The following is a 19,478-nucleotide window of genomic DNA, read 5'->3' as shown; positions in this document are numbered from 1 at the left end:
ACTATATGAGCTTAAACGTATTGTATGCACAAAATGACAATGATAACCCAATTTATCGCTCGAAAAATGAACCAAATTTTTTGGTACGGGATGCCACTCAGGCAGATGACGAACAACTGGTACAATTGATTGCAGAGACTATGCCGAGCAATGGTATGACTTTGGCTTTTGAGCGTTATCCAAGTTATCTGAGTGCCAGTCATGCCCAGTACAATCGTCCCGATATCAAACTGGTTGTACCCGAGGAAAATCCGGCACAAGTGGTCGGGATGATGAATCTGGGTTGGCGCTATTGTTTTATCAATGGTCAACCAGAATTATTGCGTTATGTCGCAGATTTGCGCATGCATCCGGCGCATCGTGGTAATAAAGTACTGCGTCTACTGATGGATTATGTCTATGATGAAATTCCACTCGATACTATTTTTGAAAGTGTGGTTTTAGAAGATAATACTGTCGCATGTAATATTTTACATAATGAGCGTAAAGGCTTTCCAAAACCATTTCATTATGATGATATTCGTACCTTTACGGTGTCACAAGCGCGAAAACCGGCGCAATTTGGACAGTATCATTTTGAGCAAATGAATACGAACCATGTAAGTGAAGCCAATGCATTTATTTCAACAATGAAGCAGCATTATAATTTTCTACCGAATTATGATTTTTCAGGTTTGGCGGAATCCAACCATCCATTTTGGCTGGGCATGAACATCCACGATTTTTATCTGATGTATGACCAGAATCATCAAATTGTTGGTTTATATGGTTTGTGGAATCAAAAAGCTTTTAAACAAACCCGTGTTGTTGATTATTCTTTGCCTTTAAAAGTCATGAAACCTTTTTATAATGTTTATGCGGGTATTCGAGGTGTTTTGTCTTTACCCAAAAAAAATGATGCCTTTGAGTATTTGATGATTCATAGTGCTTTATGTCATCCCGAGCAACAAGATGTATTTGCCAGTCTGATTTTCCATGCGAAGCAACAGACGAAACTGCGTCGTAAACAAGCCTTTTGTATTACCTTGGCAAATAATGATCCACGTATGCATTGGATGAGCAATACCACGTCTCATGTAATTCAAGCCAAGCATTATTTTCATAGCTTTAAAGGCAATCCCTATAGCACCTTTGACCGTAATAAAATTAGCTATTTTGAAGTGGGTCGTATTTAATTCGTATGTGGCAATCACCCAATCATGCAATGTGATTGGGTGCAGAGAGTCATTTAAAAAATTATATTAATTTACGTTTTTAACTTATACTTGTTTACAAAATAAGCAAAAAATGAGACAGGTGATGTCAAAATTAATATGGGGTTTGGGTGGTCTTGTTGTATTGGCAACGGCGGCGATTGGGGGAAATTTGTATGCAGACAAAAGTTTACATTTGTATTATCACCAAAATCAAAAAACCAATTTAGTTTCGATTCAATATAAAAACTTTAATATGGGCGCAATGCAGGGTTCTGCAGACTGGGCGGCTCAATTGTCATTTGATCCGTGTAAACCTAAAGATGTCTTGCTGCTCACAGGCAAGGATGAAATTAAACGCAGCTGGAATGGTTATCATATTGAATCGAAAATTAATTTACAGCAAGGTAGTGAGGTTTTTCAAAAAATACTCAAACAGCCTTTAACTGCTCAAACCCAAATTGATTGGTTGGGTGTGGTGCATTCCTCATTGACGACACCAGTTTTTGAAAAAAATGATGCGGATATACAAACTCGAATTGATTCGATGACGTTTAAAGTAGATGCAAAATCCAAAGACGATCAATTAAAAATATTGAATGCCAAACTTGAAATACCGAATATGACTGTGAGCGATAAACTGGGTCACCTAGAGATGCGGGAAGTAGAGCTTGAAACGACTCAAGGTTTAAGTTCTACCCTTGATGAAGGGAAAACCCAATTGAATATTGCTTCGATTAAACGTACCGATCGAAATGTGCAGCAATTTGGCAGTGGAGAATTTAAAGATTTTGCTTTGATGATGAATACGGGGATTGATCAACATACGGTAAATTTTGATACTCAGCTGAATATTAAAGAAGTGGTTATGCACAAAATACCGACTTTGCAAAAGTTGCAAATGAATTTCAATCTGAAGGCGCTAAACAAACAAAAAGTACAAGCTTTCTTTGATCTATTAGAAAAAAATAGTGAAGTGTGTGTAGCTAAAGAAGAGCTGACTCCAGAATTGGCTAATCATCTTTTATCCATTGTGAATGAAGGTTTTGCTTTTGAATCGCAAAATAACCAGATTAACTTGGGTGAAGGGTTTGCTAAGGCAAGCTTGAGTGGCAAGGTAATGCCCGGTCATCAATCTTCATTTGCCAGCTTGGTTAAAATGGCACCCAGTTTAGTCGAGTATCAGGCGAATGTTGAATATGACAAGAAAATCATGAAAACCCTAATGAGCAATTACATGCAGCAAGGGGGTAAAACATTGTCTGATCAGGAACTTGAACAAATGCTAAATGGCATGCAGCAAGCAGTACAAGCCAAACGAGAAGGTGATGTTTTAAAGATAGGAATTGAATATAAATATGGCGAAAAGAAATTTTTAAATTAACAACTCGATTTTAAGTAAAAAAGGCTGCCAAATGTGCAGCCTGAACAAGCACAAAGTGCTGCCTTGTTCGAAGTCTAAGGAATAAGGATATTTTTGCTGCTACAGAATATCGGGAAGTCCTGAAAGCACATTGGTGTTGTATATAAAAATTGTTAGCGTTCATTATAAATAATAAAAAAGGAAAGCTCATCATGAAGATGAAAAATAAAAAACGCGTTTATAGTCAGCTACAAAAAGATATAGTGATCATAAATCTTCTGTTGATCATCTGTTCAGGATCTTATGCAGAAGTTCCGTTAACAGACCAAAAACTGTCAGAACAAAGGAGTGATTCTCGGCATCTGGATGCCGAGAGTATTCAGCGTGCTCAAAATAGTATTGCGCAACCGATTGATCAGCAGAAAAAAGAAAGTAAAAAATTAAGTGATCAGAACAATCAGGCGATTCAGAAGCAGAATATTGATGAAACGGCATTATCCGATTATCAAATGCAGAAAAAGAAAGCGGCTGAACAATTAATGCTAAATGAAAAACAAGCCAGTACTGAATCCACCATTCGTTTATTTGACTCGGTGAATCAGTCAGATAATTTGCGAATGAATTATTACGATGGCATTACCATTGAGATGAAACGCTAAATCACGCTCCATCTCAATTTGGATTATTTAAAGCAAAGCATCATTAGATTGGGTGATGTTTAATTTTCCATGCTTTATGGATTTTGGTATTGCGTTTGAAATCTGGCCCAATGGTTTCACTGGTAATTTCTTGCACATCGAACATGGCTTGGACTTCTTCATCCATCTCAAAACCACGGTAGTTATTCGAGAAGTACAAGGTGCCTTCAGTGGTTAAACGATTCATGGCACGTTTAAGCAAAGAATTGTGGTCACGTTGTACATCAAAAGTACCGTAGAATTTTTTCGAATTTGAGAACGTTGGTGGATCAATGAAGATCAAGTCATATTGTTCATGACCTTCTTTTAACCATTCAAAACAGTCACTTGAGAAGAATTGATGCTGTTCATCAGCATGATCTACCGTCAAACCATTAAGTACAAAGTTTTCTTTTGACCAGTTTAAATAGGTATTGGATAAATCGACACTTGTTGTACTTGCTGCACCGCCTAAAGCTGCATGAACGCTGGCAGTAGAGGTATAACTGTACAGGTTCAAGAAGTGCTTGCCTTTGGCTTCAGCAGCAATGCGTAAACGCATCTGACGATGATCAAGGAACAGACCCGTATCTAAATAATCGGTCAAGTTGACTAAAAGTTTGGCTTTGCCTTCTTGAACGATAAAACGCTTAGAAGCAGTACTTTGTTTTTCGTACTGAGTTTTACCTTCCTGACGGGCACGGGTTTTAATAAAGATCGCGTCACGACCTAGACCAGTGACTGCACGAATAGACGCCAAAGCCAAGTTAAAACGTTTTTTCGCTTTTTCAGGATCAATAGTTTTTGGGGGTGCATATTCTTGGACATGCAGACGGTCGCCATACAAATCCACCGCGACATTAAAGTCAGGTAAATCTGCATCGTATAGACGTAAGCAATAGATATTTTCTTTCACAGCCCATTTTTTTAAGGCTTGAATATTTTTTTGCAAACGGTTGGTAAAGTCCTCGGCACCTTCAATTGGCTCAAATTGTTGCGGTTGCCAAGTTGCCAAAAATGGCTGGCTTGCAGTTGCAGGTTTGATGGTGCCGAAACGTACGTAAATAGGAAGTTTACCATTCATCAAACGCAGAATTTGCGGATCATTGAATGCCAGCACATCGGCTTGTTCAACTTGTGCAGCAATGACTGCCGCATATTGATTCGGGAAGTTCTTTTGTAAAAGAGCCGATAAGCCTAAATACAAGGCGCGATTTGAGGCTTTTTCACCTAAACGCTCCCCATACGGTGGGTTGGTCACGATAAATGAAGTTTTTCCTTCAGCCTGGAAATCAGGCCAATCTGCAAGGGTACGTTCTTCAATTTTGATTTGATCGAGTATGGCTTCAAAGCCTGCTGCAATAATGTTTTGCTTGGTCGCCTTTACCGCTTCCCAGTCAGCATCATAAGCATAGAACTGAGGGAGTGGTTTTTCTAATGCGGCTTGATGGCGTTCAGCTGCTTCAGCTTTAATCGACATCCATAAGTCATGATTATGTCCATTCCAGCCACTGAAACCAAAACGACGGACCAGACCCGGTGCACGATCGGTGAGCATCATCAATGATTCAATAATGAATGTTCCTGAACCACACATTGGGTCTAAGATAATGTCAGGCTTACGTTCGATTAATTTGGCTTTTTGCAGAATTGCAGCTGCAAGGTTTTCTTTAATTGGCGCATCGGTCATGAAATGACGGTAGCCACGTTTATGTAAAGAATCACCTGATAAATCCAGGCAATAGGTATGCTGAGTTTTACCAGCAAGCACATATAAAGTAATTTCAGGTTGTTTGATGTCGATGCTTGGGCGTTTGCCTACAGCTTCCATAAAGGAATCGACCACACCATCTTTTACTCGTAACGTCGCAAATTGAGTATTTACTTTGATGTCACGTTCAACGTGTAAACGAATGGCAAATGTACTTTGTGTTGCAAAAATAAGAGACCAGTCAAAGTTCATTGCACCTTCGTACAATTCTTCCGCCACATCACGTGCATCATGTGTGAACTCTAATTCATGGGTATGAATAGGTGTCAAGACACGAGAAGCCAAACGTGACCACATGCAAATACGGTATGCATTTTCTAGCGTGCCTTGGAAAACTAAACGTCCTGGAAAGCGTTCAATATTTTGAACACCTAAACCTTCCAATTCTTCTTGGAGTAAGGTTTCAAGCCCATCTGCACAGGTGACCCAGTATGTAGAAAGACGTAGTTTCGAATTCATGCAAATTTCCAAAAGCAGCTAAGCAATCTATCATTTTAACGTATTTTAGCCCTGAAAAGTTTATAAATTCGGGCAAAGCTTGGGCTTGATGAGGAAATATATGATTTTTCTCTATTAAGCTTGCCTAACTGGTATGTATTTTGCTGATCATCCTGTTTATTGGTTATGAGTCATGTGATTTTGACTGTAACTATTATTTTTTAATTCGTTTGATTTGATTAGGGGACATTGGATGCAAGACACGACTATAAATGGGTTTTTGAACCGTTCTGAAGCATTTTCTATTGCAACATTGATTTATGCCCGATTAAGGCGGGTAACAGGGCGTGTGATTGATGTGACGTATCTGATGCAAAATCAAGATTATACAAAACATGTGATTGATCTTGCTTTATCTGCGAATGATTCCGAGTTGCAGCGGCAAGCTGAGCGTCTGCGTTCTTTACTGGTATTTGACCTTGAACCTGATCAAATTAAGATTGAGAAAGAAATAGCAGAAACATATGAATCGGAAGTAACAGAAGAAGAAATTTATAGAGCACAAGTGTCACATCACTATATTGGTGCATTGCGTTAATTTTTTAGGCTCTAAAGACTGTCTTGATTTAGAGCCTGATTTTAATCAATCTCCCATAAATAGAATTTGTTAAATAAGATGTTGGGACAGATCAATGGGTAAAAATAATCACTTACTTTTAATTAATAAATTTACATGACATGTAAATAGTCACTGAATGCTGAAAACTTCAACTGCCAACCACAGGGGAATATCTGTATAATAGTTCAACTTAACTGAACGGGAATCTCTCATGCACTTGGCGGCATTGCATACTCCGAGCCAGATTCAACTCAATCAACAGGGTAATCTCAAACATTTCTTGACCATTGATGGTCTTTCTAAAGAAACCCTGACCAAAATCCTTGATACAGCCAATTCCTTTTTTAATGATCAAAATCAACTGATAACGACTCCTTTATTAGAAGGTCGTACGGTCATGAATTTGTTCTTTGAAAATTCCACCCGTACGCGTACCACTTTTGAAGCAGCAGCAAAACGCTTGTCAGCCAATGTACTGAACATTGATATTGCACGCTCAAGTACCTCAAAAGGTGAAACATTACGAGATACCTTGTGGAATCTTGAAGCGATGGCAGCGGATATTTTCGTGGTTCGTCATTCCTCTTCAGGTGCGGCACATTTTATTGCACAAACTGTTTGCCCACATGTTGCGATTATTAATGCCGGTGATGGCCGTCACGCACATCCGACGCAAGCGATGCTGGATATGTTGACCATTCGCCGTGAAACTAAAAAGCCATTCGAAGCTTTAAGTGTGGCCATTATTGGTGATATTAAACATTCACGTGTGGCACGTTCAGATGTGGCGGCCTTGCAAACTTTAGGCTGTAAAGATATTCGCGTGATTGCACCGAATACCTTGCTGCCGTATGGCTTTGAAGAATATGGCGAAGATGTTCGTCTGTTCAATGATATGGAAGCCGGAATTAAAGATTGCGACGTGATTATTACCTTACGTATTCAGAATGAACGGATTGATTCTCCTGCGTTGGCGTCACAAGCTGAATTCTATAAAATGTACGGTTTGAACAAAGAACGTCTAGCAATGGCGAAACCGGGCTGCATCGTGATGCATCCGGGGCCAATGAACCGTGGCGTCGAAATTGATTCCAGTATTGCTGATGGTCCACAAGCGGTCATTTTGCATCAGGTGACCAATGGGATCGCGGTGCGTATGGCGGTACTGGCACTGTCTATGCAAGGTCAGTTGCAAGAAAAAGGTTTAATTGAAGCAATTGCGGGATAAGGTAAAGTCATGAGTATTGTAAAAATTAAAAATGTACGTGTCTTAGACCCTATTCAAAAAACTGATCGCGTACAAACGGTATTTATTGAAAACGGCAAACTGGTTGCGGAAACAGATCAGATCAGTGAAAGCATTGATGGTCAAGGTCAATGGCTGATGCCAACCATGGTCGATTTGTGTGCACGTTTACGTGAACCGGGTCAGCAACAGCATGGTACTTTAAAATCTGAAGGAAAGGCTGCGCGTGAAAATGGTATTTTGCATGTCTTTACACCGCCAGATTCAAAACCCATCGTACAAGACAATGGAGCACTGATTCATGGCCTGGTTGAAAAAGCCATGCTCGATGGCGGCATTTATCTACAAGTGATTGGTGCGCAAACACAAGGTTTGCAAGGTAAACAACCGGCCAATATGGCAGGCTTGAAAAAAGGCGGTTGTACGGCTGTTTCGAATGCCAATGCACCGTTTGCGGATGATGACGTGGTAATTCGTACCCTTGAATATGCGGCCGGCTTAGGCATGACAGTCGTGTTCTATGCAGAAGAACATCAAATTGCGAAAGATGGCTGTGCACATGAAGGCTTTATTGCTTCACGTCAAGGCTTGCCGATGATTCCCGCATTGGCGGAAACTGTTGCAATTGCCAAATATTTGCTCATGATCGAAGCCACTAAAGTGCGTGCACATTTCGGGCTGTTATCTTGTGGTGCGTCTGTTGAATTGATCAAAATTGCAAAAGATAAAGGCTTGCCTGTTACTGCTGACGTGGCGATGCATCAACTGCATTTAACCGAAAACTTAACCGACGGTTTTAATTCTTTGGCACATGTACGTCCGCCACTTCGTGCTGAAAAAGATAAATTGTTACTTCGTCAGGGTGTGAAAGACGGTGTGATTGATGCGATTTGTACCCATCATGAACCGCTTAGCAGCTCTGCAAAGTTAGCCCCTTTTGCTGAAACGCAACCGGGTATGACGGCTTTTGATACTTACGTTGCATTTGGTATTCAGCTCATTAATGAAGGGTTATTTGAACCTTTAGAATGGGTTGAAAAAGTGACACTTGCACCGGCAAAAGTTGCCAATATGATCGATCGCTGGACTGAGGAATCGGGTTGGGCTTTGGTTGATCCTAAACTTGAATGGACAGTTTCTAAAGATTCTATCCTTTCACAAGGTAAAAATACGCCGCTTATTAACCAAAAAGTTGTAGGTAAAGTGGTTCAAACTTTTACGGCTTAATTGATTTAAAAGTTTTTTTAAAAATTATAAAAGTCAGCCTCGGTTGGCTTTTTTTGTGATCAAATTGTTATTAATTGCTAATTTTGTTTATAATTATGTAAATAAAAGAGGGTATATTAATGAAACTTAACAATAAAACACTTGTGGTCTTTGCATCAGTGTTGGCTTTAACTGGCTGTAATAGTCTTTTTTCAAAACATGTGAAATGTGATGATGAATCCGCAACATCATTGGTAACACAGGTATTACAGGATAATTTGGAACAATCTTTAGAACGTGAGCTCAAAGAATTAATTAAAAATGGTTCGATAAAGGATTTAGATCCGGCAAAACTTAAACTATCAGCAAAAAATATCCAATTTAGCCTAGTTGATAGCAGAACAGATTTTATTGATCCAAATAGTCCAAAAACGACATGCTCAATTGATTTAACAGCAACGATTCCCTCTGATTTAGTCAAAAAATCTGATGAAGCGAGAGCTAAAGTTGATGCAGTTAGTGTAGAAGAACATGCGAATAATTTAGGTGTTAATTATGAAAATAATAAGATTCATTTAACTCTAGAGTATGTTCTGCAACCGACTGACAAAGGTGACAAAGTTTTAGCTCTACTTAAGAATACCTCTAACGTACAAACCTTAATTTCAGAAACTTTAACTTATGCATTCTTAAAACCACAAATTGAAAAGAATCAAATTAGAAATCTGGAAGCGAGTAAAGCCGCTATACAAAGAAATAATGCCAACACTGCAACTTATGATGCAAATAATGAAGCCATCGTAGCTGCTGATGCAGCAACAGAAGCAGCACAAGCAGCCGTTGCAGCAGCGGAAGGCTATGACGAAGAGTATGAATAATTAGTTTTTTAAAATAAAGATGAATTGAAAATAGGATAATCATGAAACTTAAATTATTAGCATTAGTGGGTTGCATGTTGCTTGTGTCGGGTTGTGACAAAGTACAATCAATCGCAGGCAGTACAGTGAAATGTGATAATGAAACTGCAAAGCAGTTGGTTGTTGAAAGTTTCAGTAAAACGGTAAGCGATATTGCTGCAGAGCGTGTCAAAGAGTTGATTGATAGTGAAAACGTTACAATTGATATGGGGAAATTAAGAAGTACTCTTCAGCAAATTACATTCAATGTGAATGATGTCCGTACCAATAATTCTGATCCCAATAGTAATAAGCAGTATTGCGTAACTGAATTTGTAGTCAAAGTTCCAGATCAAATGGTAAAAGATGCGGATGCCGCTCGTGCTGTTTATGATGAAAATAATATTGCTCAGGCTGCAGTATTGTCAGATCTGTCATTTGAAGCAAACCAGCTGAAAAAAGAAATTGAATATTTAGTTCAGCCAACAGATGACGGTAAAAAAGTTTATGTCACTTTAGAAAATCCAGATGCTCTAGCATATTTCGTCAGGGATATCGCAGTTGATTCCTTGGTTAAAACTGCACGTCAAAATGCAGCTGAAGTTGCCAAGCAAGAAGAGATCAAACGTGTAGCGGAAGAAGAGGCGACTGCACAGGAATACCAGTCTGTATTAATATCAGAAGCGAAAACCAATTTAAATAAAGCGAATGAGAATTTAAATTTGGTTTGGAACTCGACAACCAAGGAAGTTCGTAGTCAGCTTTTAGATGAGCAAAGACTTTGGCTTAAAAAACGTGAGTTGGAATGTAAATTAGAAAGTACTCATTCAGATAATCCAGAAATCCATCGAATAAATTGTGAAACCAATATGACAACGCAACGGACTTCAGAGTTGCGTCAAAAAATTTATTATTTAGAAGAATAATTATTTTTTGAATATAAGAAAAGTCAGCCTCGGCTGGCTTTTTTATTGCTGAAAAATAAGAGTATTCAAATAATACAATTAATTACACTGTCTGAAAAATGAGCAGATAAACTGAAAATACACATGATAAGACCAGAATAAGAGGAATAATGGATGAATATTAATTTGATTGATTTATTGAAGCAGAAAGTATCTGCGATTGTCCTTGAGGGCGAAACAGAATATCTTAGCGAAAAGAGTCAGGCATTAAGCAGTTTTTTTCCTATCCTCTTGGCACTTTTTAAATCTAAGCCAGAGCTTATTGGAAACTTACAGAGTCAATTAAATCCGAGATTGAGTGATATTTTTGCAACACATCCCGATTTAAAGCAGCAATTTTTAGAACAGGTTTCAGGCACAGTCCCGACTGGAACCATTGAATCCACTTTAAATCACTCAATTGCGCCGACACTGGGGTTTTTAGAAAGCGAAGCTGGTTCTTCTGAACCTAGCGCGATTGCACATCTTATTGAGACACATTGGCCAGCGGTGTCGAGTGCCTTGCCACATTGGGCACCCGCACTATTAAGCGCTTTAGGTATCAGTATTGCATCTGGGCACGCATTGCACCAAGCACCCGCAGTTGAACCTTATAGGGCAGTTGAGGAAAAAAAGAAATCGGGGTTTCTCTTGCCGCTGATTGCTTTTATTATTTTGGCAGCACTGCTGGCTTTAATGTTTAAGGCTTGCTCTGATAAAAAAGAAACTGAGCCTGCAAGTAGTGTGCCTGCCCAGACTGCAACCAGTGAGCCTGCAAAATTGCAACTCAGTACCGGTTCGACAGGGGATTTAACCACGTGTCAGCTCTATTCTGGCAATGCGAGTTATATCGATATTTTGCAAAAAGACATTAAACAAATTTTTAATCACAATATCGGTTGTGGCGTAGAGACGAATGCAAGCTACCATACTGAATTTATTGATCAAGATGCTATTCCAAGTGTATTGAAATTAGTCAAAGATGTTCCAAATGCATCATTGACCTGGATGGGGGATCAACTTTCTATTCAGACCGCAAATCCTGCTGATGCAGAGCAATTGGCAGCTAGAATTCAGCCACTGGTTAAAAATATGACCGTGATGACGCAAGCTGCTAGTGCTGCTTCTGAACCTGTTGATAACACGACTGCAATAAGCGCAGGTAATATCAGTGCTGAAAAAGCCTTGGCAGAAATTAATCCAGATAATATTCGTGCATTAGATATTGCAACTGCACTGAACATGCAAATTATCAATTTTGATACCGCAAGCAGCAATATCCCCGATGCCAATAAATCTATTTTAGATCAAGCTGCAGCCTTGATTCAGCGAGCATCACAGGTACATTTAACGATTAAAGGCCATACCGATGCTATGGGCGATGTTGCAGCAAATAAAGCATTATCACAAAAACGTGCACAAGCCGTTGCAGACTACTTGGTAAAACAGGGGGTTGACCCAGCACAGCTGCAGGCTGTCGGTTATGGTTCGGAACAGCCTGTAGCCGATAATGCAACACCTGAAGGCCAGTTTAAAAACCGTCGTATTGAGTTTGAAGTGTTAAATACTGAAACAGGTGTCGCGCGTGAAGTAAATGAGCAAGGCGTTAACAAACAGTAGAAGTCTAGTTTGGATCGCTTTCATAACTAAATCCCTGTATGACGCAGGGATTTTTTATAAGTATTTTTTTTCAATGGTGATTCAACAAAAGGATGAATTGATTCATTCTTTTTTTATTGGCATGCTGTGATCAATTGTAAATTGTGAAAATACTATGCGTATTAGCTTTATTGGAGCAGGGCGGGTTGCATATCATTTGGCACATGCCTTAAGCCAGCATCATCAAATCATCCAAATCTATAGTCGCAGTTTTGAGCCTGCACAGGCTTTAGCTGCACAAGTGGGTGCAACGGCAACGGTGAATATCACCGAGATAAATCCTGAAGTAGATTTAGTGATTATTGCAGTCAGTGATCAAGTGATTGCATCCGTAATTGAAGAAATTCATCATCAACTAGCTGATGCACTGATTGTACATACCTCGGGCAGTACAGATGTTGAAGTCTTGGCAAAAATTCATGCACGTGCTGGCGTGTTTTATCCTTTACAAACCTTTAGCGTGGATCGGGAAATAAGCTGGGCAGATACGCCATTATTTGTAGAGGCCAAGTCTGAAGATGATCTGATTTTATTAACAGTGCTTGCCAGTCAGTTAAGCCGTCGCGTTTATCAATACACATCGGCACAGCGTTTAAGCCTGCATTTGGCTGCGGTATTTGCCTGTAATTTTAGCAATTATTGTTATGACATGGCGCAGCAGATTGTTGATGCGCAACAGGTCGATTTCTCCCTGCTTTATCCACTGATTTTAGAAACGGCCCATAAAGCCGTCCAGCATGATCCTAAACAGATGCAGACTGGACCCGCAATGCGGGGCGATCAAAATATCTTGAATATGCATCAACAGATGTTACAAGATGCTCAGCGCGAAGATTTAAAAAAAGTGTATAACTTAATGAGTCAGCAGATTTTGCAATCGCATCATCCTCAATAGTCACTTAAACTGAAATAAAGTTAAACAAATAAATTTAGGCAATCTGTTGTAAAAGGAGGTTCGTATGGCAAAGGATTTTAATAGCCAGTATGTGGTGGATGGTTATGATGAGCATATTCGGAAATTAATTCCCGGCTATGATGTTGTACACCAGCAAATCAAGGCTTTATTGCAAACCTATGCGGATGAATATGCCCATGTATTGATTGTAGGCTGTGGCACAGGGTATGAGCTGGGTTATCTATTGCGATCATTTCCTGACTGGACTTTTACTGCAACAGAGTTGTCGGAAACCATGCTGGATAAAGCCAAACATCATATCCATGCTTTAAATGCATCGCATCGGGTGGAGTTTGTGCTGGGAGATGTCGACCAGTTAAAAACAGATCAAACATACGATGCAGCGCTTTCTATTCTGGTTACGCATTTTGTAGGTTATTCTGACAAGTCTAAGTTTTTTAAAGCGATTTATTCACGTTTAAAACATCAGGGACTATTCATTACTTTTGATTTGACCCGAATCAAGTCAGATCAGGAGCAGGAAATACTGAAACATGTATGTGAGACAAATGGCTTGACGACTTCACAATCAGCAGCAATGATTGAGCGTTTAGACGATGACTTTTATCCGTTGTCGGAACCGGAAACATTTGAACAATTAAAATTAAATGGCTTTGATTCTGTAGAGCGTTTTACCCAAATTTTATCCTATCAAGGCTTTATGGCGCTCAAAGCCTAAATTTTGATAATAAAAAAATGGCTCATATGAATGAGCCATTTTTTGAACTTGTTTTTCAAGTTTATTTAATTTTCTTGAACAGGAAGTCATTAATGGTATGACCTTCCTCTAAGCCGCGGCGTTCAAACTTGGTTTGTGGACGCCAGTCAGGGCGAGGGTAGCTGTTGCCTTTACCTGCCATGTTTTCAAGATTTGGACGGTTATCTAACACATCCAGCATCCATTCAGCATACGGTACCCAATCTGTAGCGGAGTGGAAGGTACCGCCCATTTCCAGTTTTTGTTCAACCAGTGGCATACGGTCATGCGATACAAAACGACGTTTAAAATGACGTTTCTTTTGCCAGGGATCGGGGAAATAAAGCTGTACGGCATTAATGCTATTGTCCGGCATTTCACGAAGCACTTGAATCGCATCGGCATCGAGTAAACGCAGGTTGGTTATACCTGCCATACCAGCTTCATATACACATTGTGCGATACCCGGAACATGCACTTCGATACCGACATAATTGCGTTCAGGATTGGCTTTTGCCATAAGTACCAGCGAACGGCCCATACCAAAACCAATTTCAACCGTTAAAGGACGTTCTGGATGTTCAAAGTGCTGACGTAAATCACCCACCGGATATTCCAAAATTAGGTGACCATATTGTTCAAGCGCAGTACGTTGAGAGGTATTCAGCGGAGATGAACGACGCATAAAAGTGACAATTTCGCGATGTTCATTCAAGTTGTCCAGCTCGACGACTTGCGGGTCTAATTGATCGTTCGACATAACTTTGGCAAATGTAATAAATTCGAATGCGGTATTTTAAGTCTTAAGACAAGCAAGTCAAACTTTTCTAGGATTTTTCACAGGCTAAAAATACTTTAGCCGTGTTAAAAATATAAAAGAGTCCGAAGACTCTCTATATTTTCTTTATATTTAATTAGGCTTGGTTATATTGATCAACCAGGGTACTGCTGGCTTCATTTAAGCCGACAACCGTTACTTCAATATTTTGATCTTTAAATTTCTGCACGACATTGTTCAGCATGTTGACCGAAGTAATATCCCAGATATGCGCATGGGTAAGATTAATCTCAACCTTGGAAATATTTTCTTTAAAGTCAAAAAACTGGAAAAACTTGTCTGAACTGCTAAAGAAAATCTGTCCTGAAATCGTGTAATGACGTGTGGATTGATTAATTAATACAGAACTGACTTTGACTTCGCTTTCCAGTTTATTCACTAAAAATAAAGCTGAAAGTAACACACCGACAAATACACCCAGCGCAAGATTATGGGTGGCTAAAACGATAATGACCACAGCCAGCATCACGATATTACTTTGCTTCGGATGCTTCTTGAAATTACGCACCGAATCCCAGTTAAAGGTGGTGAAAGACACCATAATCATAATCGCAACCAGTGCTGCCATCGGAATGTAGGCCAGCCAATCTTTAAGAAAAACCACTAAACACAGTAAAAACACACCCGCAACTAAGGTGGATAAACGTGTACGTGCACCAGATGATACGTTAATAATGGATTGACCAATCATGGCACAACCAGCCATGCCCCCCATAAAACCACTGACGATATTGGCATAACCTTGACCGCGACATTCCTGATGACGGTCGCCCTCAGTGTCAGTGACTTCATTCACCACGGTTGTGGTCATCATGGTTTCTAATAAACCCACGGTTGCAAGGGTAATTGAATAAGGAAAGATAATTTTTAAGGTTTCGAAGTTCAGTGGAATTTCCGGAATCAGGAAAATAGGCAAGGTATCGGGGAAATGTCCCAAGTCACTGACGGTACGCATATCACCGCCTAAAAATAAGGCAATTAGACTCAGCAAGACAATGCAAATCAGGGGAGAGGGAATCAGTTTGCCAATTCTTGGAAGGTAAGGGAAAAGATAAACCACCACCAAACCTAGGCCGACAAACAAATAGCCTAAGCTATCCATCTTGCTTAACTCAGGAAGTTGAGCCACAAAAATCAAAATTGCCAAGGCATTTAAAAAGCCATAGACCACAGATTGTGAGACAAAGCGCATCAACTTGGCGACTTTAAAATAACCTGCAATCATCTGAATGATGCCGGTCAAAATGGTGGCGGCTAATAAGTACTGCAAGCCATGCTCTTTGACCAGAGTAATCATGAGTAAAGCCAGCGCACCCGTCGCCGCAGAAATCATGGCAGGGCGACCGCCAAAGAAAGCAATGGTGACGGCTATACAAAATGATGCATATAGACCGACTTGCGGGTCAACACCGGCGATGGCTGAAAAGGCTATCGACTCGGGGATGAGGGCTAAACCCACCACCAAACCTGCTAATACATCGGTGCGGATATTGGAAAACCATTCTTCTTTTTTAAGGCTAATCACAAGGTTAATTTTCATCAAACTTTAAAGTGAGGTATGTTAAAACAGTTTTATGGAAAAAAGCACTTCGGATTGACTTGAAAAATACTGCATTTTGGACAATATTCTAAAGGTAAAGGTTTTTTACGCATTGATGCTTTTTTGCAATTTACAGGTATGATCACTTGAAAGTTTGTTAGAAGAGATTTAAAACAGTTAATAGTTAAATAACAAGGATCAGATATGAAGCTTTATTACGCCCCTGGCGCGTGTTCACTAGCATCACATATTATTTTAAATGAAATTAATGTCGATTTTGATTTAGAGCGTGTAAATTTAAAAACCCATACAACAGAGAAAGGTGCTGATTACTACGCAATTAACCCAAAGGGCTATGTTCCAGCTTTAGAAATTAACCCGGGCTTGATTCTGACCGAAAATGTGGCAATTTTACCGTTTCTTGCACAACATGATCCCAAACAAGATCTAATTCCGCCATCAGGTTTAGGGCGTGCCAAAGTTCTTGAATGGTTGGGGTACTTGAACTCTGAATTACACGATGCTTATGCAGTATTTTTCGGTGCGCCATTGTCAGATGAAGCGAAAGAAAAAGCTTATGCAGAAATTGACCGTTTACTTACTTATATTGAAAAAGCCTTTGGCGAGTCTGATAACGACTATTTAGTCGATGATAATTTTGGTCCGGCAGATGCCTATTTATTTGTGTTAACCAATTGGTCTAAGGGTATTGGGCATGACCTCACGCCGTATACTAAGATTAATGCCTTGCGTAATAAAGTGGCAGAACGCCAATCGGTACAAATCGCCATGCGTGATGAAGGTCTGATTCCTTAATTTTTTGCAACGATTTGAAAAGCACCTGAGGGTGCTTTTTCTTTGCTTTAAAATAATTGAGTGTTGAATGAGCTAATCATTCTATTGTTGATTTTTTATCAATAATGTTTTGCAAATTTATGAATTTTTAGCAATAAAATATTTAAGTATATTGGCCTCTGAAAAACAAATCATCAAAGGCGAATGAATGAGTAATATCCTGATTGTGAATGGCGCCAAGCAATTTGCACACTCGAATGGCGAATTAAATGACACGTTGACTGAGTTGGCAAATGCTGTGCTTGGCGAGATGGGTCATAGTATTAAAATTTCTCGTGCAGAGAGCGACTATGACATTCAGGAAGAAATTCAAAAATATATCTGGGCAGATGTCATTATTTATCAAATGCCAGGCTGGTGGATGGGCGCGCCCTGGACAGTTAAAAAATATATTGATGATATTTTTACAGAAGGGCATGGAACTTTATATGCCAGTGATGGCCGCTCACGTTCAGATGCCTCGAAAAAATATGGTTCAGGTGGTCTCATTCAGGATAAAAAGTATATGTTGTCATTAACCTGGAATGCACCCATGGAGGCGTTTAATGATGCTGATCAATTTTTTCATGGCGTGGGGGTCGACGGGGTATATCTGCCATTTCATAAAGCCAATCAATTTTTAGGGATGAAAAGTTTAAACACCTTCATCGTAAATGACGTAATTAAAATGCCCAATGTCACTCAATATGAGCATGAGTATCGTCAACATCTGATGGATGTTTTTGCCTGATTGTTGGATTTTTTAAGGAATAAGCTATGTTGACCGTTATTGCAGATATTCAGATTCGCTCAGGTGCCCAACATCGTGAAAATGTATTAAATGCATTTAGAAAGATAACACCTATAGTTTTGCAGGAAGATGGTTGTTATGGCTATGAGTTACTGGTCGATCATGAATCGGATGTGAGTTATCAGACTAAATTACCCGATTCAATTACGATGTTGGAACATTGGGAAAGTGTTGAACACTTGAATGCACATTTACAGCAACCACATATGCAAGCTTATCAACAGCAAGTTAAGGATGATGTGCTTGAAGTTAAAATCCGGATTATGCAAAAGGGTTTAATTCTTTAGTACAATTTTGAAATATAAAAAAAGGACACTTTTGAGTCCTTTTTAATGCTTAAAACTTTATTTAAAGAAATAGCCTGTTTCAGGTGAACTGGCATTTGCCATGCGTTTACGGGGCATGCGACCCGCTAAAAAGGCTTCACGACCGGCTTCTACGGCTTTTTTCATTGCAGAAGCCATTAAAATCGGGTTTCGTGCAGCCGCAATCGCGGTATTCATCAGTACGCCGTCACAGCCGAGTTCCATGGCAATAGCAGCATCACTTGCTGTACCGACCCCAGCATCGACCAATACAGGAACTTTGGCATTTTCCTTAATGATAGAAATGGTGTGCGGATTCAAAATGCCTAAACCTGAACCAATCAGGCTGCCTAAAGGCATAATTGCAACACAGCCCATGCTTTCTAACTCTTGCGCTACAATCGGATCATCCGAGGTATAAACCATGATTTCAAAGCCATCGTCAATTAAGGTGCGGGCAGCTTTTAAAGTTTCGGTAATATTCGGATAAAGGGTTTTTTCATCACCCAACACTTCCAGTTTCACCAAGTTGTGACCATCCAGTAGTTCGCGGGCGAGCATACAGGTACGAATAGCACTGTTGGCATCAAAACAACCTGCGGTATTCGGCAGAATGGTGTACTTTTCAGGCGGTACAACAGAAAGCAAATTTGGCTGGTCAGGGTGCTGTCCGATATTTACACGACGAATCGCCACTGTCACAATTTCTGCACCGCTGGCTTGAATAGCTAACTCAGTTTCAGTTAAATCTTTATATTTACCTGTACCGACCAATAAGCGTGAATTAAAGGTACGAGAACCGATTATAAGCGGGGTATCTTCCATGGGAGCTCCGAATTAGCCGCCACCGACGGCATGAATAATTTCAATATGATCGTCAGCGCAAATAGGGGTATGTGCCAATTTGCTTTTGGAAATGATCATTTCATTCTGTTCTACAGCAAAGCGTTTGCCTTCCAAGGCCAATTCTTGAATCAATTCTAATAAATTAGTGCATGAGGTATTTTTTGCTTCGCCATTTAAATAAATCTGCATGGTCATTTCTTCCTGTTGCTTAATTATCTTGATTAATTATCTTGCGTATTTTAAAGCATTCCATGCCAGTACCAGCCAGCCAGCAATCATTAAAGCGCCACCAATTGGAGTGATTGCACCCAAAACGCGCGGTAAACCTAAAGCCATTAGGTAGAGTGAGCCACAGAAAAATAAAATACCGACTTGAATCAGGATAAAACTGGCTTTAATAGGCAGTTGGGGAATAACTTTGCTTAGAATGGCGAGCGCCAAAAGTCCAAGGGCATGATAGAAAAAATAATCAGTTGCTGTATGCCACCACGCCAATTGTGCTTCGCCTGCATGTGCTTTTAAGCCATGTGCGCCAAATGCGCCCAGCATGACCGCAAATGCCAGGTTAAGGGCTGAAATTGCAATCCACATAAGCAATGATCACCTGAGGAAATTTGCGCTTAACTTAGCATAAATTAGG

20 protein-coding genes are annotated in these 19,478 nt (G+C 39.8%); 14 read left to right on the top strand and 6 right to left on the bottom strand.

Annotated features, from left to right (window positions below):
• Positions 1 to 5: 5 nt before the first annotated feature.
• From ACU0NF_RS05900 to ACU0NF_RS05890, 3 genes are all read left to right on the top strand, one after another.
• Positions 6 to 1,175, top strand: a complete 1,170-nt coding sequence (locus ACU0NF_RS05900; RefSeq protein ID WP_445660448.1) for a GNAT family N-acetyltransferase — start codon at positions 6 to 8, stop codon at positions 1,173 to 1,175.
• 124 nt (positions 1,176 to 1,299) lie between these two features.
• Positions 1,300 to 2,577, top strand: a complete 1,278-nt coding sequence (locus tag ACU0NF_RS05895; RefSeq protein ID WP_370983009.1) for a DUF945 family protein — start codon at positions 1,300 to 1,302, stop codon at positions 2,575 to 2,577.
• A gap of 191 nt (positions 2,578 to 2,768) precedes the next feature.
• Positions 2,769 to 3,215 carry a hypothetical protein gene (locus ACU0NF_RS05890; RefSeq protein ID WP_131383496.1) on the top strand — a complete coding sequence of 149 codons (447 nt, stop codon included), beginning with the start codon at positions 2,769 to 2,771 and terminating at the stop codon, positions 3,213 to 3,215.
• Positions 3,216 to 3,258: 43 nt separating this feature from the next.
• On the opposite strand, the gene rlmKL is transcribed toward ACU0NF_RS05890, so the two are convergent.
• Positions 3,259 to 5,463 carry a bifunctional 23S rRNA (guanine(2069)-N(7))-methyltransferase RlmK/23S rRNA (guanine(2445)-N(2))-methyltransferase RlmL gene (rlmKL, locus tag ACU0NF_RS05885; protein ID WP_131383494.1) on the bottom strand — a complete coding sequence of 735 codons (2,205 nt, stop codon included), beginning with the start codon at positions 5,461 to 5,463 and terminating at the stop codon, positions 3,259 to 3,261.
• 232 nt (positions 5,464 to 5,695) lie between these two features.
• On the opposite strand from rlmKL, the gene ACU0NF_RS05880 reads away from it, so the two are divergent.
• The 8 genes from ACU0NF_RS05880 to ACU0NF_RS05845 all read left to right on the top strand — a co-directional run bounded on the left by ACU0NF_RS05880 (position 5,696) and on the right by ACU0NF_RS05845 (position 13,646).
• Positions 5,696 to 6,040: a hypothetical protein gene (locus ACU0NF_RS05880; RefSeq protein WP_370983008.1), complete on the top strand. Its 345-nt coding sequence runs from the start codon at positions 5,696 to 5,698 to the stop codon at positions 6,038 to 6,040.
• 232 nt (positions 6,041 to 6,272) lie between these two features.
• Complete coding sequence (locus ACU0NF_RS05875; protein WP_131383490.1) at positions 6,273 to 7,289, top strand: aspartate carbamoyltransferase catalytic subunit; 1,017 nt, start codon at positions 6,273 to 6,275, stop codon at positions 7,287 to 7,289.
• Between the two features lie 9 nt (positions 7,290 to 7,298).
• On the top strand, positions 7,299 to 8,534 hold the full coding sequence (locus ACU0NF_RS05870; RefSeq protein WP_131383488.1) for a dihydroorotase: 1,236 nt from the start codon (positions 7,299 to 7,301) through the stop codon (positions 8,532 to 8,534).
• A 119-nt stretch (positions 8,535 to 8,653) separates the two neighbouring features.
• Positions 8,654 to 9,391 carry a hypothetical protein gene (locus ACU0NF_RS05865; protein WP_131383486.1) on the top strand — a complete coding sequence of 246 codons (738 nt, stop codon included), beginning with the start codon at positions 8,654 to 8,656 and terminating at the stop codon, positions 9,389 to 9,391.
• Between the two features lie 41 nt (positions 9,392 to 9,432).
• Positions 9,433 to 10,335 carry a lysozyme inhibitor LprI family protein gene (locus ACU0NF_RS05860; protein ID WP_445660447.1) on the top strand — a complete coding sequence of 301 codons (903 nt, stop codon included), beginning with the start codon at positions 9,433 to 9,435 and terminating at the stop codon, positions 10,333 to 10,335.
• 153 nt (positions 10,336 to 10,488) lie between these two features.
• Complete coding sequence (locus ACU0NF_RS05855; RefSeq protein ID WP_445660446.1) at positions 10,489 to 11,973, top strand: OmpA family protein; 1,485 nt, start codon at positions 10,489 to 10,491, stop codon at positions 11,971 to 11,973.
• Positions 11,974 to 12,127: 154 nt separating this feature from the next.
• A complete protein-coding gene (locus ACU0NF_RS05850; RefSeq protein WP_131383482.1) occupies positions 12,128 to 12,907 on the top strand; it encodes a Rossmann-like and DUF2520 domain-containing protein in 780 nt (259 codons plus the stop codon).
• 64 nt (positions 12,908 to 12,971) lie between these two features.
• Positions 12,972 to 13,646 carry a class I SAM-dependent methyltransferase gene (locus tag ACU0NF_RS05845; protein WP_445660445.1) on the top strand — a complete coding sequence of 225 codons (675 nt, stop codon included), beginning with the start codon at positions 12,972 to 12,974 and terminating at the stop codon, positions 13,644 to 13,646.
• Between the two features lie 61 nt (positions 13,647 to 13,707).
• On the opposite strand, the gene trmB is transcribed toward ACU0NF_RS05845, so the two are convergent.
• Together trmB and ACU0NF_RS05835 are read right to left on the bottom strand one after the other, a co-directional pair.
• Complete coding sequence (trmB, locus tag ACU0NF_RS05840; protein WP_131383478.1) at positions 13,708 to 14,424, bottom strand: tRNA (guanosine(46)-N7)-methyltransferase TrmB; 717 nt, start codon at positions 14,422 to 14,424, stop codon at positions 13,708 to 13,710.
• A gap of 154 nt (positions 14,425 to 14,578) precedes the next feature.
• Positions 14,579 to 16,027, bottom strand: a complete 1,449-nt coding sequence (locus ACU0NF_RS05835; protein WP_445660514.1) for a SulP family inorganic anion transporter — start codon at positions 16,025 to 16,027, stop codon at positions 14,579 to 14,581.
• 219 nt (positions 16,028 to 16,246) lie between these two features.
• Here ACU0NF_RS05835 and ACU0NF_RS05830 point away from each other — a divergent pair, with 219 nt between their 5' ends.
• The 3 genes from ACU0NF_RS05830 to ACU0NF_RS05820 all read left to right on the top strand — a co-directional run bounded on the left by ACU0NF_RS05830 (position 16,247) and on the right by ACU0NF_RS05820 (position 17,974).
• Positions 16,247 to 16,858 (top strand): glutathione binding-like protein, encoded by a 612-nt coding sequence (locus ACU0NF_RS05830; protein ID WP_284066910.1) that lies wholly within the window; start codon positions 16,247 to 16,249, stop codon positions 16,856 to 16,858.
• A gap of 187 nt (positions 16,859 to 17,045) precedes the next feature.
• Entirely contained in the window at positions 17,046 to 17,627 is a 582-nt protein-coding gene (locus ACU0NF_RS05825; protein WP_445660444.1) for an NAD(P)H-dependent oxidoreductase, read from the top strand.
• A gap of 26 nt (positions 17,628 to 17,653) precedes the next feature.
• Positions 17,654 to 17,974, top strand: a complete 321-nt coding sequence (locus ACU0NF_RS05820; protein WP_445660443.1) for a putative quinol monooxygenase — start codon at positions 17,654 to 17,656, stop codon at positions 17,972 to 17,974.
• A 57-nt stretch (positions 17,975 to 18,031) separates the two neighbouring features.
• Here the strand turns inward: ACU0NF_RS05820 and ACU0NF_RS05815 are convergent, their stop codons facing one another.
• The 3 genes from ACU0NF_RS05815 to ACU0NF_RS05805 are packed head-to-tail and all read right to left on the bottom strand — an operon-like array spanning position 18,032 to position 19,429.
• On the bottom strand, positions 18,032 to 18,817 hold the full coding sequence (locus ACU0NF_RS05815; protein ID WP_445660442.1) for a thiazole synthase: 786 nt from the start codon (positions 18,815 to 18,817) through the stop codon (positions 18,032 to 18,034).
• 12 nt (positions 18,818 to 18,829) lie between these two features.
• Positions 18,830 to 19,027: a sulfur carrier protein ThiS gene (gene thiS, locus ACU0NF_RS05810; RefSeq protein ID WP_131383472.1), complete on the bottom strand. Its 198-nt coding sequence runs from the start codon at positions 19,025 to 19,027 to the stop codon at positions 18,830 to 18,832.
• Between the two features lie 36 nt (positions 19,028 to 19,063).
• Positions 19,064 to 19,429 carry a DUF423 domain-containing protein gene (locus ACU0NF_RS05805; RefSeq protein ID WP_445660441.1) on the bottom strand — a complete coding sequence of 122 codons (366 nt, stop codon included), beginning with the start codon at positions 19,427 to 19,429 and terminating at the stop codon, positions 19,064 to 19,066.
• Positions 19,430 to 19,478: the final 49 nt, after the last annotated feature.

It is taken from the genome of Acinetobacter sp. F16 (genome assembly GCF_052712855.1).
Note: the sequence above shows the minus strand (reverse complement) of the source record. Positions and strands in the feature narration are given on the sequence as shown.

Excerpts from the sequence above, each read along its gene's own strand:
- ACU0NF_RS05900 (WP_445660448.1), top strand. The coding sequence starts at position 6 with ATGAGCTTAAACGTATTGTATGCACAAAATGACAATGATAACCCAATT.
- ACU0NF_RS05895 (WP_370983009.1), top strand. The coding sequence starts at position 1,300 with ATGTCAAAATTAATATGGGGTTTGGGTGGTCTTGTTGTATTGGCAACG.
- ACU0NF_RS05890 (WP_131383496.1), top strand. The coding sequence starts at position 2,769 with ATGAAGATGAAAAATAAAAAACGCGTTTATAGTCAGCTACAAAAAGAT.
- rlmKL (WP_131383494.1), bottom strand. The coding sequence starts at position 5,463 with ATGAATTCGAAACTACGTCTTTCTACATACTGGGTCACCTGTGCAGAT.
- ACU0NF_RS05880 (WP_370983008.1), top strand. The coding sequence starts at position 5,696 with ATGCAAGACACGACTATAAATGGGTTTTTGAACCGTTCTGAAGCATTT.
- ACU0NF_RS05875 (WP_131383490.1), top strand. The coding sequence starts at position 6,273 with ATGCACTTGGCGGCATTGCATACTCCGAGCCAGATTCAACTCAATCAA.
- ACU0NF_RS05870 (WP_131383488.1), top strand. The coding sequence starts at position 7,299 with ATGAGTATTGTAAAAATTAAAAATGTACGTGTCTTAGACCCTATTCAA.
- ACU0NF_RS05865 (WP_131383486.1), top strand. The coding sequence starts at position 8,654 with ATGAAACTTAACAATAAAACACTTGTGGTCTTTGCATCAGTGTTGGCT.
- ACU0NF_RS05860 (WP_445660447.1), top strand. The coding sequence starts at position 9,433 with ATGAAACTTAAATTATTAGCATTAGTGGGTTGCATGTTGCTTGTGTCG.
- ACU0NF_RS05855 (WP_445660446.1), top strand. The coding sequence starts at position 10,489 with ATGAATATTAATTTGATTGATTTATTGAAGCAGAAAGTATCTGCGATT.
- ACU0NF_RS05850 (WP_131383482.1), top strand. The coding sequence starts at position 12,128 with ATGCGTATTAGCTTTATTGGAGCAGGGCGGGTTGCATATCATTTGGCA.
- ACU0NF_RS05845 (WP_445660445.1), top strand. The coding sequence starts at position 12,972 with ATGGCAAAGGATTTTAATAGCCAGTATGTGGTGGATGGTTATGATGAG.
- trmB (WP_131383478.1), bottom strand. The coding sequence starts at position 14,424 with ATGTCGAACGATCAATTAGACCCGCAAGTCGTCGAGCTGGACAACTTG.
- ACU0NF_RS05830 (WP_284066910.1), top strand. The coding sequence starts at position 16,247 with ATGAAGCTTTATTACGCCCCTGGCGCGTGTTCACTAGCATCACATATT.
- ACU0NF_RS05825 (WP_445660444.1), top strand. The coding sequence starts at position 17,046 with ATGAGTAATATCCTGATTGTGAATGGCGCCAAGCAATTTGCACACTCG.
- ACU0NF_RS05820 (WP_445660443.1), top strand. The coding sequence starts at position 17,654 with ATGTTGACCGTTATTGCAGATATTCAGATTCGCTCAGGTGCCCAACAT.
- ACU0NF_RS05815 (WP_445660442.1), bottom strand. The coding sequence starts at position 18,817 with ATGGAAGATACCCCGCTTATAATCGGTTCTCGTACCTTTAATTCACGC.
- thiS (WP_131383472.1), bottom strand. The coding sequence starts at position 19,027 with ATGCAGATTTATTTAAATGGCGAAGCAAAAAATACCTCATGCACTAAT.
- ACU0NF_RS05805 (WP_445660441.1), bottom strand. The coding sequence starts at position 19,429 with ATGTGGATTGCAATTTCAGCCCTTAACCTGGCATTTGCGGTCATGCTG.